Raw genomic sequence first — 13,423 nt, 5'->3', positions numbered from 1 at the left:
GATCAAGCGAATCCCTTACGGCGTCTGGCCTCGGCTCTTGATCCCGTCGGCCGTGCCGGATCGTGACCTAGCTGAGGCGCTCGATGATCATGGCCATGCCCTGGCCGCCGCCGACGCACATGGTTTCGAGACCGAACTGCTTGTCGTGGAACTGCAGGCTGTTGATCAGCGTGCCGGTGATGCGCGCGCCGGTCATCCCGAAGGGGTGACCGATGGCGATGGCCCCGCCGTTGACGTTCAGCTTCTCCAGCGGGATCTCCAGGTCCCGGTAGGAGGGGATCACCTGGGCCGCGAAGGCCTCGTTGATCTCGAACAGGTCGATGTCGCCGACGGTCAGGCCCGCCCGCTTCAGCGCCTGCTTGGAGGCCTCGACCGGGCCCAGGCCCATGATCTCGGGGGAGAGGCCGGTGACGCCGGTGGAGACGATCCGGGCCAGCGGGGTCAGGCCCAGCTCGCGCGCCTTGGTGTCGCTCATGACGACCAGCGCCGCGGCGCCGTCGTTGAGCGGGCAGCAGTTGCCGGCCGTGATCAGGCCGTCGGGGCGGAAGACCGGCTTCAGGCCCTGGACGGCCTCCAGGGTGACCCCGGCGCGCGGGCCGTCGTCCTGCGAGACGACCGTGCCGTCCGGGGTGGTGACCGGGGTGATCTCGCGGGCCCAGAAGCCGTTCTTGATGGCTTCCTCGGCCAGGTTCTGCGAACGCACGCCGAACTCGTCCATGTCGGCGCGGGTCACGCCCTTGAGCCGGGCCAGGTTCTCCGCGGTCTGCCCCATCCCGATGTACGCGTCGGGGGTGCGGCCGTCCTCGCGCGGGTCGTGCCAGGTGGAGCCGGTGGACTCGGCCACCTCCTTGGTACGGGCCTCGGACTCGGCGAAGAGCGGGTTGTGGGTGCCCGGGATGCCGTCGGAGGAGCCGTTCACGGACCGGGAGACCATCTCGACGCCCGCGGAGATGAAGACGTCGCCCTCGCCCGCCTTGATGGCGTGCAGCGCCATCCGGGAGGTCTGCAGGGAGGAGGCGCAGTAGCGGGTGATCGTGGTGGCGGGCAGGTGGTCCATGCCCATCTGCACCGCGACGATCCGGCCGAGGTTGTGGCCCTGCTCGCCGCCCGGGAGGCCGCAGCCCAGCATCAGGTCGTCGATCTCGCGCGGGTCCAGCCCGGGGACCTTGGCGAGGGCGGCCTGGATGACCGTGGCCGTCAGGTCGTCCGGGCGGACGTCCTTGAGGGATCCCTTGAAAGCGCGCCCGATCGGGGAGCGGGCGGTGGAAACGATGACGGCTTCGGGCATCGGGGCTCCAAGGGAGGTGGTGTCGTACCGGGACCGCATGCGAAGTTACCGCCCCGTACCGTCGAGGTCACTGCCCTTGCGATGTGACTCCGGTCGCTCTGGACGCGTCCGGCGCGCCGGTGGCGGCATCGCCCCCCGCGCCGTCCGGCGCGCCGTCGGCCGAGGCCTCTCCCGTCTGCTCCCCCGTGAGGTCCTCGCCCGGAACCCGGCGCCTGCGCCGGTACTTGAGCAGGGCCCAGGCGCCGCGGGCCCCGGTCACCTCGGTACCGGCCTGTCCCGCCGCCGCCGAGGCGGCCTTGGCCAGCGGGAGCATGTCCTCGTTGCGCGACACGTCCAGCCGGTCCGACTCGGGCCAGACGCCCAGGGCCGCGCACAGGGTCGGCAGTATGGCCATCGCGGCGGTCGCGTACCCCTCGGCCGAGGGGTGGTAGGAGTCCGGTCCGAACATCTCGCGGGGGTTCGCCGCGAACTCCGTCCCCATCAGGTCGCCGATCGAGACCGTACGGGCGCCCAGCGCGAGCACCCCGATCGTCTGGGCGGCCGCCAGCTGGCGCGAGACCCGGCGGGCCAGCCACCGCAGCGGCTGGTAGACGGGCTCGATGGTGCCGAGGTCCGGGCAGGTGCCGACCACCACCTCGGAGCCCGCGAGCCGCAGCCGGCGTACGGCCGCGGTCAGCAGCCGCACCGACTGGGTGGGCGGCATCCGGCGGGTCACGTCATTGGCGCCGATCATGATCACGCACACGTCGGGGGGCGGTCCGTCCCCGTCCAGCAGCAGCCCCGTCTGGCGGTCCAGGTCGTCCGACATGGCACCCGAAAGGGCTACGTTGCGCAGCTCGACCGGCCGCTCGGCCACCGCCGCCAGCCCCGAGGCCAGCAGGGCGCCCGGGGTCTGCCGGGCCCGCCGCACCCCCAGCCCGGCCGCCGTGGAATCGCCCAGTACGCCGAACCGCAGCGGGCCCGGGCTCAGCTCCGGGCCGCCGAACTCGCTCCCGTACAGCCCGTCCGCGCGCGGCGGATCCGGCAGGCCGGTGCCGACCGTCCGCTTCGCGAACTGCATCTCCGCGACCACCAGCCCGACCGCGGCGGCCCCGACGAGTCCGAGCCCGCCACCGCCGTACGCCGCTCCCGCCGCGATGCGGCGGGCCGTCCTCGCCCTGGACACCCTTCAAGCCACCTTCTCGGTCCCGTTGGCCGGATCCCTGCGCCGTCCTTGCAGACCCCGCCGTCCTGTTGACCTTCCTGCCCCGTACGGACGGTCGGTCAATCCCTTTCCGCATAGTCTGGCGGTGCCTCCCGGAGAACCCGTGGAGTCCCCTCCTTGGAGAACATGGTGCAATTCCACGACTCGATGATCAGCCTCGTCGGCAACACCCCGCTGGTGAAGCTCAACCGTGTGACCGAAGGCCTGCAGGCCACCGTCCTTGCCAAGGTCGAGTACTTCAATCCCGGCGGATCCGCGAAGGACCGGATCGCCGTACGGATGATCGAGGCCGCCGAACAGAGCGGAGCACTCAAGCCCGGCGGCACCATCGTGGAGCCCACGAGCGGCAACACGGGTGTAGGACTCGCCATCGTGGCCCAGCAGAAGGGCTACAAGTGCATCTTCGTCTGCCCCGACAAGGTCTCCGCTGACAAGATCAACGTCATGCGCGCGTACGGCGCCGAGGTCGTGGTCTGCCCGACCGCCGTCGACCCCGAGCACCCGGACTCGTACTACAACGTGTCCGACCGCCTCGTGCGCGAGACCCCGGGAGCCTGGAAGCCCGACCAGTACAGCAACCCGAACAACCCGCGCTCGCACTACGAGACCACCGGCCCCGAGCTCTGGGAGCAGACGGACGGGAAGATCACCCACTTCGTCGCGGGCGTCGGCACGGGCGGCACGATCTCGGGCACCGGCCGGTACCTCAAGGAGGTGTCCGGCGGCAGCGTGAAGGTCATCGGCGCCGACCCCGAGGGCTCGGTCTACTCCGGAGGCTCCGGCCGTCCGTACCTCGTCGAGGGCGTCGGCGAGGACTTCTGGCCGACGGCCTACGACGCGGAAGTGGCCGACGAGATCATCGCGGTGTCCGACAAGGACTCCTTCCAGATGACCCGCCGCCTCGCGAAGGAGGAGGGCCTGCTCGTCGGCGGCTCCTGCGGCATGGCGGTCGTCGCCGCGCTGAAGGCGGCCGAGGGCCTCGGCCCGGACGACGTGGTCGTCGTCCTGCTCCCGGACAGCGGGCGCGGCTACATCAGCAAGATCTTCAACGACGAGTGGATGGCCGGACACGGCTTCCTGGAGGACACGGGCCCCTCGGCCCGCATCCGGGACGTGCTCGCGGACAAGACGGGCGGCATCCCCTCCCTGGTCCACATGCACCCCGAGGAGACCGTCGGCCAGGCCATCGAGGTGCTGCGCGAGTACGGCGTCTCGCAGATGCCCATCGTGAAGCCGGGCGCCGGTCACCCCGACGTGATGGCGGCCGAGGTCATCGGCTCCGTGGTCGAGAAGGAGCTGCTGGCGGCGCTGTTCGCCCAGCGCGCCTCCCTCGGCGACCCGCTGGAGAAGCACATGAGCCCGCCGCTGCCGCAGGTCGGCTCGGGCGAGCCGGTCTCCGAGCTGATGGCGGTGCTCGGAGAGGCCGACGCGGCGATCGTGCTGGTCGAGGGCAAGCCGACCGACGTGGTGAGCCGTCAGGACCTGCTGGCGTTCCTGGCCAAGGGCGCAAAGTAGCCCGTAGGCGCCTGTACGGGTCCGTGCGCGCGGGCGACGCGCAAACGGTACGGGCCCGACACGTGACGGCAGCACCGGCTTAACACGGCTCCGGCACAGTGGTGGTTGTCGGCAGGGAAGCCCGGGGAACCGGGACCCGGCCGGCACCACGCACGGCGTCGGCGCACTTCCGGAGCGGCTCCCGGACCGCGTAGGACGCCACGGACGCGCGGACGGCCCTGACCCGGCCCGTGTCCTGCGCGGGGACCGCCGTCGTCCCGCCCCCGGGCAACCGGGGTGCGGCGGTCCCCGCGCACCACCATGTGTGCGCGGCTCGCCGGGCCCGTCAGTCCAGTTGGCCTGCGGCGCGTCCGTCGCGGTGGCGGCGGCGGAACTTCGTCGCGTGGACGTAGTTGACGCCCAGGATGCCGATCCAGGCCACGATCAGGCCGCTGAGATTCGCCTGCGCGGCGCCGATCGCGGAGAGCGGGATCGCCAGCACCAGGGTGATGATCGCGAAGCCGAACCGCTCGCCGAAATTGCCGTCGGGGGAGTCCGGCGCCCCCGGCGCGGTGCCGCGGGCCGCGGCGAGCCGCTCCTCCGCGAGGCGCCGGCGCACCTGCGTGTCGACCTTCTCCACGAACGAGTCCACCAGCGCGGCCTCGTACTCCGGGCCCAACTCCCGCCGGGCGTCGAGCGTGGCGGAGAGTTCCTTCTTCAGCTCTTGCGACTCCATTCCGTCACCCTAGGAGCCGCCCTTCCCGCCGGCACTGGGGCTAACCCCCGTATCGCAGGCCTTCGCAACGACGGCCTTCGCAACGACGGCCTTCGCATCGCGCCGTACGAGCCCGCGGACCGGGCGGACCACGACGAGGGCGAGGGCGCAGCCCAGGCTGATCGCGGCGCCGGCCAGCAGCAGCGGGCGTACCCCGAACAGGCCGCTCGCCGGGCCCGAGAGGACCTGGCCGAGGGGGATGGCGAGGATCGAACCGCCCACCTCGTACGCGGTCACGCGGTTGAGCCGGTCCTCGGGGATCTGGGTCTGCACCGTGGTGGACCACTGCACGCCCCAGAACGCCCAGCCCACCCCGCTGACCGCGTAGCCGAGCATGAGCAGCGGCACGGCCGGGACCAGGGCCGCGGCCAGCGGCATCATCGGGAACAGGAACATCGCGAAGCCGCCGCCGAGCAGCGGGCGGGCCGGGCGGAGCCGGATCGCGACGAGCCCGCCGAGGACGCAGCCGGCCCCGAAGGCGCCCTCCGCGTACCCGAAGGCGGCCTTGCCGTGCTCGGCGATGATCGAGGACGCGCCCAGCGGGGTGAGCGGCCCCCAGACGAAGACCCCGAGCACCCACCAGATCAGGATCACCGACCACAGCCAGGACCTGGAGCGGAACTCGTCCCAGCCCTCCCGCAGGTTCGTCAGGGTGGACTGCGAGCGGTCGGGCGGGAGGCGGGGGAGGCGCAGGGCGAGCAGGCAGACCCCGCTGACGGCGAAGGTGGCGGCGTCGATCACGAACACCCAGGCCGTCGAGGTCGCGGCGACGAGGACGCCGGCCACCGCCGGCCCGGCCATCGTGGCCACCCCCTGGCTCACCCGCAGCACCCCGTTGGCCTGGGTGGGGTCGGTGGAGACCTGGGGGACGAGGCTGGAGGTGCCCGGCTGGAACATCGCGGTCGCGATGCCGCCGAGGACGGATCCGCCGATCACGAACCACAGGGTGGGGTGGCCGAGCCAGAGGTAGACGGCGAGGGAGCCCTGCGCCGCGCACCGGACCGCGTCGGCGCCGATCATCTGCGGCAGGGGGTGGAAGCGGTCCGCGATCACCCCGCCGAAGACGACGAAGAGGGCGAAGGACCCCATCCAGGCGCCCAGCGCGTACCCGATGCCGCTCACCCCGTAGCCGAGGGAGATCATGGCGACCGCCAGGGCGACCGGCATCATCGTGTCGCCCAGCATCGACACGACGCGGGCGGTGAAGAACAAGCCGAAGTTCCTGGTCCACAGGCGGGCTCCGGGTGGCGGTCCGGGCGGTGGTCCGGGCAGCGGTGGGGCGGAGGCGGGCGAAGACGTCATGAGGGCCAATTCGCTTGAATGTGGTGGGGGTTGACCGGGTGGGGTCCGGCGGCCGGCTCTTGAGGATCAAGCGGGGGGCGGGGGTCGGTCAACCGAATTGAGGGGGCGGGGCGGCCGGAGCCGCGCGGGCTTCGGGAAGGCCCCGGGAAGGCCCCGGGGAAGGCCCCGGGAAGGTCTCGGATGACGGGACCGGGTTGCCGTCCTGCATAGCCGCATGCAGAGTGCTCGGTGACTGAATATCCCGTCGGTGGCCGCCCGGCCGCCGGTGGACGGGACGGAGGGGAACGGGATGAGCGAGAGCCCTGCGGCCCGGCTGCAGAAGCTGTTCGAGGGGCACCGGCTGACGCCGACCCAGCGGCGCATCGCGCACTGCATGGTGCGCGGGGCGGCCGAGGTGCCGTTCCTGTCGAGCGTGGAGCTCGCCGAACTGGCCGGGGTGAGCCAGCCGTCGGTGACCCGGTTTGCGGTGGCGCTGGGCTTCGACGGCTATCCCGCGCTGCGCCGACACCTGCGCGAGGTGGCCCCCGCCGAGCGGGCCGGGGGCGGGGAAGAGGACGCGTACAACGAGTACCAGCAGGCCGTCCAGGGCGAGATCGAGAACCTGCGCCGGCTCTCGGCGATGCTCGCCGACCCGGCGCCGGTACGGGAAGCCGGGCGGCTGCTGGCCGCTTCGCGGCCGCTGCCCGTCCTGGGGCTGCGCGCGGCGTCCTCGCAGGCGCGCGGGTTCGCGTACTTCGCCGCCAAGGTCCATCCGGACGTCCGGCTGCTCGACGAGGGCGGCTCGATGCTCGCCGACCGGATCGATGCGGCTGCGGGGGCGGGGGCCTCGGCGCTGCTCTGCTTCGCGCTGCCCCGGCACCCGAAGGAGGTCGCGGAGGCCCTGCAGCACGCGCGGGGCGCCGGCCTGACCGTGATCACGGTCGCCGACTCCGCCTTCGCGCCGGTGGCCCGCCACTCCGACCTGCTGATCCCTGCGCCTGTCGGCACCGGGCTCGCCTTCGACACGGCGTGCGCGCCGATGCTGCTGGGGCGGGTCCTGCTGGAGGCCATGGCGGACGCCCTTCCTGACGCCCAGGCCCGCCTGGAAGCCTTCGACACCCGAGCCGCGGCCCGAGGCCTCTTCGTGGAGTAGCCCGCTGTTGCCGGGGGCGCTGCGGCGGGCGGGGCTGGATGTTGGCTGGGGTCCGGTTGCGTGTGGGGCTGGCTGCGGGTGGGTCGGTGCCGGGGGCGGGGTGGGGTGTTGGCCGGGACTGCATGATTTAGGCGCCCCGTCCGCAACGTTCGACAGTTGTGGCTCCCTCTAGCGCCACAAATCACGCTTTACGTCCCGGCCAACACCCCACCCCGCCCCCGTCCCCGCCCCGGCCGCACGCAGCCCCCGGGCCGGGGTTTGTCTTTTCAGCCGTCCGGCGTTTGAGGACCGGGGTCTGGGGCGGAGCCCCAGGGTCTTTCAGCCCGTCCGGCGTTTGAGGACCGGGTCCGGGCGGAGCCCGGGGAACGGGCGAAGGGCGGGTAGGGGACGGCCCCGCGCAGCGGGTGTCGGGGGCGCAGCCCCCGGCGGGGTCTCAGAGGAGGGCGTCCGGGGTGGCTGCGCCCGCTTCCGGCGGAATCGCGGAGGGGGACTGGGCCGCGCGGGCCAAGCGGAAGCGGACTTCGTCGGAGGGGGTCACGGTGAAGCCGTGGACGGGTGGGCGGGGGAGGCTGTTGTAGCCGTAGTGGGCCGTGAAGGCGTACGCCCCCGTGTCGGGGACACAGACGAGGTCTCCGGGGGAGAGGGGCGGGAGCTCGCGGGCCGCTGCCAGCAGGTCGCCCGCGAAGCATGCCGGGCCGGCGATGTCCTGGGGGATGAGGGGCCCCGTCAGCGGAGTCCCCTTCGCGGAGTACGGGAGGATGCGTACCGGCCAGGCCGCCGGGGCGTACACCGTGCGGGTGAGCAGCTGGACTCCCGCGTGCGTGAGCGCGATCGCCCGGCCGCCGGTGGACTTCGTGTACTCCACCCGCGAGAGCACCAGCCCGTGCTTGGCCGTCAGGGCCCGCCCGAACTCCGTGACCAGCCCGTACGCCCCGGAGAAGAGCCCGGGTACGGCCGAGCGCAGCTCGCCCACGTACTCCGTCCAGGTGGGGGTGGCCGCGTCCGAGGCGAAGTTGACCGGCAGCCCGCCGCCGATGTCCAGGGTGTCGACCTGCCGCCGCCCGGCCGCGGTGTTGATCTCCTCGGCCAGTGCGTACAGCTCCCGCACTCCTTCGGCGATCAGTGCCAGCGGCACCCCCTGGGAGCCCGAGTGGGTGTGCAGCCGGGTGAGCCACGGCCGGTCCAGGTAGGCCCGTACGAGCCATGCGCGCGCACCCGGATCGCGCAGCGCGATCCCGAACTTCGAGGTGGCGGTGGCGGTGGAGAGCGCGCCGATGGTGCCCGCGCCGGTCTGCGGGTTGATCCGTACGCCGATCGGGGAGGCAGGTGCCGCCGCTGCCACGAGGGCGTCGAGGCGTTCCAGTTCCTGGCGGTTGTCCGCGTTCACCGCGACGCCCAGGGCGAGGGCCTCCCGCAGTTCGGCGGCCGTCTTCGCGGGGGAGTCGAGGACGATGCGCTCCGGCGGGACCCCGGCCGCGCGGGCCAGGGCCAGCTCCCCGGGGCTGGCCACCTCGCAGCCGAGCCCGGCGTCGGCGAGCAGCCGCAGGACCGGGACGAGCGGGGCGGCCTTGACCGCGAAGGCGTGCAGGACGGGGGTGCCGGGGGCGAGGGCCCGGTCGAAGGCACTGGTCAGGGCGGCGGCGGAGGCGCGGATGCCGGCGGTGTCGAGCAGGCACAGGAGGGGGGTCTCCTCGTTGAGCAGCCCCTGCTCGACGGCGGCCCGTACAGCCAGGTCCCGCCGCCGGACGGTCTCCTCGGCGGAGCCGCCTTCGGCTTGCGCGTGTGCGTCGACTGCCATGTCTGTCATCCCATCATCCGGCGCGTCCGCCCGCAGCTGTTGACTGAATCTATTCAGGAGGACAGGATGTGAATAGATAGCCCAACAATGGAGGAGGCACCGCCATGTCAGGACCCCGCCCCGTACGTGCCGCGCGAGGTACCGAGCTGAGCACCCTGGGATGGCAGCAGGAGGCCGCGCTGCGGATGCTCCAGAACAACCTCGACCCCGAGGTCGCCGAGCACCCCGACAAGCTCGTCGTCTACGGCGGCACCGGCAAGGCCGCCCGCGACTGGCGCTCGTACGACGCGATGGTCCGCACCCTCCAGACCCTCAAGCAGGACGAGACGATGCTCGTCCAGTCCGGCCGCCCCGTCGGCGTGATGCAGACGCACGAGTGGGCGCCGCGCGTCCTGCTCGCCAACTCCAACCTGGTCGGCGACTGGGCCAACTGGGAGGAGTTTCGCCGCCTGGAGAACCTGGGCCTGACCATGTACGGCCAGATGACGGCCGGTTCGTGGATCTACATCGGCACCCAGGGCATCCTGCAGGGTACGTATGAGACCTTCGCCGCTGTTGCCGCGAAGAAGTTCAACGGGACCCTCGCCGGCACCATCACCCTCACCGCCGGCCTCGGCGGCATGGGCGGCGCCCAGCCGCTGGCCGTGACGATGAACGACGGCGTCGCCATCTGCATCGACGTCGACCCGCGCGCCATCGACCGCCGCATCGAGCACCGCTACCTCGACGTCAAGGCGAACGACCTGCGCCACGCGCTGCAGCTCGCCGTCGAGGCCCGCGACGCCCGCAAGCCGCTCTCCATCGGCCTGCTGGGCAACGCCGCCGAGCTGCTCCCGCAGATGCTCGCCGAGGGCGCCCCGATCGACATCGTGACCGACCAGACCTCGGCCCACGACCCGCTCGCGTACCTGCCCGTCGGCGTCGACTTCGACGACATGGCGGCCTACGCGGCCAAGGACCCGGCCGGGTTCACCACCCGCGCCCGCGAGTCCATGGCCACGCACGTCGAGGCCATGGTCGGCTTCATGGACGCCGGCGCCGAGGTCTTCGACTACGGCAACTCCATCCGCGGCGAGGCCCAGCTGGCCGGCTACGACCGCGCCTTCGCCTTCCCCGGCTTCGTCCCGGCCTACATCCGCCCCCTCTTCTGCGAGGGCAAGGGCCCCTTCCGCTGGGCGGCCCTGTCCGGCGAGGCCTCGGACATCCACAAGACCGACAAGGCGATGCTGGAGCTCTTCCCCGAGAACGAGTCCCTGCACCGCTGGATCAAGATGGCCGGCGAGCGCGTCCACTTCCAGGGACTGCCCGCCCGCATCTGCTGGCTCGGCTACGGCGAGCGCGACAAGGCCGGCGAGCGCTTCAACGAGATGGTCGCCGACGGCACCCTCGCCGCGCCGCTCGTCATCGGCCGCGACCACCTGGACTGCGGCTCGGTGGCCTCCCCGTACCGCGAGACCGAGGCCATGCTCGACGGCTCCGACGCGATCGCCGACTGGCCGCTGCTCAACGCCATGGTCAACGTGGCCTCCGGCGCCTCCTGGGTCTCCATCCACCACGGCGGCGGCGTCGGCATGGGCCGCTCCATCCACGCGGGCCAGGTCACGGTCGCCGACGGCACGAAGCTCGCGGGCGAGAAGATCCGCCGCGTGCTCACGAACGACCCCGGCATGGGCGTCATCCGCCACGTCGACGCCGGCTACGACATCGCCGAGACCGTCGCCGACGAGCGCGGCGTCCGCGTCCCGATGCGCGAAGGCGACGACGCGTGAGCGAGGGAAACTCAGCCTCGCCGGCGTTTGAGGCGAACGGGGTCCGGGGCGCAGCCCCGGGGAACGGTGGAAGGGCGGGGCGGGGAGAATCCAGCTTCCACAGCATGTGGGCGGACCTCGCACCCATCGGCCGCCACGCCGACTCCGGCGGCTACCGCCGCTACGCCTGGACCGGCGCCGACGCCGACTGCCGGACCTGGTTCCAGGCGGAAGCCGACAAGCGCGGGCTCGCGTACGAGACCGACCGCAACGGCAACCAGTGGGCCTGGCTCGGCGACCCACTGGCCGGTGACGCCGTCGTCACCGGCTCCCACCTGGACTCCGTCCCCGACGGCGGGGCCTTCGACGGCCCCCTCGGGGTGGTGTCCTCCTTCGCGGCCCTGGACGAACTCCGCGGGAGGGGAGTGGAGTTCTCCAGGCCGCTGGCCATCACCAACTTCGGTGACGAGGAAGGGGCCCGCTTCGGGCTCGCCTGCGTCGGCTCCCGGCTCAGCGCCGGACAGCTGACCAAGGAGAAGGCGTACGAGCTGCGCGACGCGGACGGGATCTCCCTCCCGCAGGCCATGGAGGCGGCGGGCTACGACTCCGCCACCATCGGCGCCGACCCCGAACGCCTCGCCCGCATCGGCGCCTTCGTCGAACTCCACGTGGAACAGGGCCGCGCCCTCGACCTCTCCGGCGACCGGGTCGGCATCGCCTCGGCGATCTGGCCGCACGGCCGCTGGCGCTTCGACTTCCGCGGCGAGGCCAACCACGCCGGCACCACCCGGCTGGTGGACCGCCGCGACCCGATGCTCACGTACGCGCAGACCGTGCTCGCGGCCCGCGCCGAGGCTGCCCTCGCCGGGGCCGTGGCCACCTTCGGGAAGATCGCCGTGGAGCCCAACGGGGTCAACGCCATCCCCTCCCTCGTCCGCGGTTGGCTCGACTCCCGCGCCGCCGACCAGGGAACCCTCGACACGGTCGTGACCGCGATCGAGAAGGCCGCCCGCGAGCACGCCGACCGGGACGGGATCGACCTGGACATCGTCCGGGAGTCCTTCACCCCGGTCGTCGAGTTCGAGCACGCCCTGCGCGACGAGATGAACCGGATCCTCGGCGGCTCCGTCCCCGTGCTCGGCACGGGCGCGGGACACGACGCCGGGATCCTCTCGGCGGCCGTCCCGACCGCCATGCTGTTCGTGCGCAACCCCACCGGGGTCTCCCACTCCCCGCGGGAGTTCGCCGCAGAGGACGACTGCGTCGCAGGCGTCCTCGCCCTCGCCGACGTACTGGAAGGCCTCGCATGCCGGTGAACATGCAGGTGAAGGGGCACGTGCCGAAGACGTACTGGCTGGAGCACGCCTGGCTCGGCACCCATGTCGAGCCGGGCGTCGTCCTGGAGGTGGCGCAGGACGGGCGGATCGCCGCCCTGCGCACCGGTCCCGGGTACGAGACCCCGCCCCCGGGCGCGGAGGTGCTGCGCGGCCTGACCCTCCCCGGCCTCGCCAACGCGCACAGCCACGCCTTCCACCGGGCCCTGCGCGGGACCGTGCAGGTCGGCTCCGGGACCTTCTGGACCTGGCGCGACTTCATGTACAAGGTCGCCCAGAACCTCACCCCCGACAGCTACTTCGCGCTCGCCCGCGCCGTCTACGCCGAGATGGCGCTGGCCGGCATCACCAACGTCGGCGAGTTCCACTACGTCCACCACGCCCCGGGCGGAGTCCCGTACGCCGACCCCAACGCCATGGGCGAGGCCCTGATCGAGGCCGCCGCCGAGGCGGGCATCCGCATCACGCTGCTGGACACGGCGTACCTGTCGGCGGGCTTCGGGGAAGCACCCAACCTCCACCAGCTGCGCTTCTCCGACTCCACCGCGGAAGCCTGGGCCGAGCGGGTCTCCGCCCTCAAGCCCCGCGAACACGCCTTGATCGGCGCCGCGATCCACTCGGTCCGCGCCGTACCGGCCGGGCAGCTGGCCACCGTCGCCGACTGGGCCGCGGAACGCCGGGCCCCGCTGCACGTCCACCTCTCGGAGCAGACCGCCGAGAACGACGCCTGCCTCGCCGCCCACGGCCGCACCCCGACCCAGCTGCTCGCCGACCACGGGGTGCTCGGCCCGCGCACCACCGGGGTGCACAACACGCACCTCACCGACGCGGACATCGCGCTGCTGGGCGCGACCACCACCGGCACCTGCATGTGCCCCACCACCGAACGCGACCTCGCCGACGGTATCGGCCCGGCCGTACGCCTCCAGCGCGCGGGCAGCCCGCTCTCGCTCGGCAGCGACAGCCACGCGGTGATCGACCTGCTCGAAGAGGCCCGTGCGATGGAGCTCAACGAGCGCCTGAGCAGCCGGACCCGGGGGCACTGGACGGCGAACGCCCTCCTCACCGCCGCCACCGCCGACGGCCACGCGGCCCTCGGCCTGCCCGACGCGGGACGGCTGGAGGCGGGCGCGCTCGCGGACTTCACCACCATCGCCCTGGACTCCGTCCGCACGGCGGGACCGCTGCCCCGCCTCGGCGCGGAGACGGCGGTCTTCGCGGCCTCCGCCGCCGATGTCCGCCACACGGTGGTCGGCGGCCGCCACGTGGTCCGCGACGGCGCCCACACCCTGGTCGCCGACGTCCCGTCGGCCCTCGCCACGACCATCGCCGCCCTCCGCGGCTGACC

Annotated in this window: 10 protein-coding genes; 5 read left to right on the top strand and 5 right to left on the bottom strand. The window is 72.8% G+C overall.

Annotated elements, in window-relative coordinates; translation table 11 throughout:
* Nucleotides 1-67: 67 nt before the first annotated feature.
* A complete protein-coding gene (locus NLX94_RS36725) occupies nucleotides 68-1,288 on the bottom strand; it encodes an acetyl-CoA C-acetyltransferase (RefSeq protein WP_254387615.1) in 1,221 nt (406 codons plus the stop codon).
* Nucleotides 1,289-1,355: 67 nt separating this feature from the next.
* Nucleotides 1,356-2,453 (bottom strand): SGNH/GDSL hydrolase family protein, encoded by a 1,098-nt coding sequence (locus NLX94_RS36720; protein ID WP_254387614.1) that lies wholly within the window; start codon nucleotides 2,451-2,453, stop codon nucleotides 1,356-1,358.
* Nucleotides 2,454-2,621: 168 nt separating this feature from the next.
* Between NLX94_RS36720 and NLX94_RS36715 the strand changes: the two genes are divergently transcribed.
* Nucleotides 2,622-4,007, top strand: coding sequence for a cystathionine beta-synthase (locus NLX94_RS36715; RefSeq protein WP_254387646.1), 1,386 nt, complete (start codon nucleotides 2,622-2,624; stop codon nucleotides 4,005-4,007).
* 325 nt (nucleotides 4,008-4,332) lie between these two features.
* On the opposite strand, the gene NLX94_RS36710 is transcribed toward NLX94_RS36715, so the two are convergent.
* Nucleotides 4,333-4,722, bottom strand: coding sequence for a hypothetical protein (locus NLX94_RS36710; RefSeq protein WP_254387613.1), 390 nt, complete (start codon nucleotides 4,720-4,722; stop codon nucleotides 4,333-4,335).
* Between the two features lie 9 nt (nucleotides 4,723-4,731).
* Nucleotides 4,732-6,063 carry an MFS transporter gene (locus NLX94_RS36705; protein ID WP_374684066.1) on the bottom strand — a complete coding sequence of 444 codons (1,332 nt, stop codon included), beginning with the start codon at nucleotides 6,061-6,063 and terminating at the stop codon, nucleotides 4,732-4,734.
* 289 nt (nucleotides 6,064-6,352) lie between these two features.
* Here NLX94_RS36705 and NLX94_RS36700 point away from each other — a divergent pair, with 289 nt between their 5' ends.
* Nucleotides 6,353-7,195, top strand: a complete 843-nt coding sequence (locus tag NLX94_RS36700; protein ID WP_254387611.1) for a MurR/RpiR family transcriptional regulator — start codon at nucleotides 6,353-6,355, stop codon at nucleotides 7,193-7,195.
* 433 nt (nucleotides 7,196-7,628) lie between these two features.
* On the opposite strand, the gene NLX94_RS36695 is transcribed toward NLX94_RS36700, so the two are convergent.
* A complete protein-coding gene (locus NLX94_RS36695; RefSeq protein ID WP_254387610.1) occupies nucleotides 7,629-8,993 on the bottom strand; it encodes a diaminopimelate decarboxylase in 1,365 nt (454 codons plus the stop codon).
* 104 nt (nucleotides 8,994-9,097) lie between these two features.
* Between NLX94_RS36695 and hutU the strand changes: the two genes are divergently transcribed.
* The 3 genes from hutU (at nucleotide 9,098) to NLX94_RS36680 (ending at nucleotide 13,421) form a co-directional block, all read left to right on the top strand.
* Complete coding sequence (gene hutU / locus NLX94_RS36690; protein WP_254387609.1) at nucleotides 9,098-10,762, top strand: urocanate hydratase; 1,665 nt, start codon at nucleotides 9,098-9,100, stop codon at nucleotides 10,760-10,762.
* A gap of 104 nt (nucleotides 10,763-10,866) precedes the next feature.
* Nucleotides 10,867-12,057 carry an allantoate amidohydrolase gene (locus tag NLX94_RS36685; RefSeq protein ID WP_254387608.1) on the top strand — a complete coding sequence of 397 codons (1,191 nt, stop codon included), beginning with the start codon at nucleotides 10,867-10,869 and terminating at the stop codon, nucleotides 12,055-12,057.
* A complete protein-coding gene (locus tag NLX94_RS36680) occupies nucleotides 12,048-13,421 on the top strand; it encodes a formimidoylglutamate deiminase (protein ID WP_254387607.1) in 1,374 nt (457 codons plus the stop codon). Before NLX94_RS36685 ends, NLX94_RS36680 begins: the two co-directional genes overlap by 10 nt.
* Nucleotides 13,422-13,423 lie beyond the last annotated feature (2 nt).

The sequence above is a fragment of the Streptomyces sp. TBY4 genome (assembly GCF_024213195.1).
Lineage (GTDB): Bacteria > Actinomycetota > Actinomycetes > Streptomycetales > Streptomycetaceae > Streptomyces.
Note: the sequence above shows the minus strand (reverse complement) of the source record. Positions and strands in the feature narration are given on the sequence as shown.

What these genes read in the sequence shown, in the direction of transcription:
- NLX94_RS36710 (WP_254387613.1), bottom strand. Translation starts at nt 4,722, where the DNA reads ATGGAGTCGCAAGAGCTGAAGAAGGAACTCTCCGCCACGCTCGACGCC.
- NLX94_RS36725 (WP_254387615.1), bottom strand. Translation starts at nt 1,288, where the DNA reads ATGCCCGAAGCCGTCATCGTTTCCACCGCCCGCTCCCCGATCGGGCGC.
- NLX94_RS36680 (WP_254387607.1), top strand. Translation starts at nt 12,048, where the DNA reads ATGCCGGTGAACATGCAGGTGAAGGGGCACGTGCCGAAGACGTACTGG.
- NLX94_RS36705 (WP_374684066.1), bottom strand. Translation starts at nt 6,063, where the DNA reads ATGACGTCTTCGCCCGCCTCCGCCCCACCGCTGCCCGGACCACCGCCC.
- NLX94_RS36695 (WP_254387610.1), bottom strand. Translation starts at nt 8,993, where the DNA reads ATGGCAGTCGACGCACACGCGCAAGCCGAAGGCGGCTCCGCCGAGGAG.
- hutU (WP_254387609.1), top strand. Translation starts at nt 9,098, where the DNA reads ATGTCAGGACCCCGCCCCGTACGTGCCGCGCGAGGTACCGAGCTGAGC.
- NLX94_RS36685 (WP_254387608.1), top strand. Translation starts at nt 10,867, where the DNA reads ATGTGGGCGGACCTCGCACCCATCGGCCGCCACGCCGACTCCGGCGGC.
- NLX94_RS36700 (WP_254387611.1), top strand. Translation starts at nt 6,353, where the DNA reads ATGAGCGAGAGCCCTGCGGCCCGGCTGCAGAAGCTGTTCGAGGGGCAC.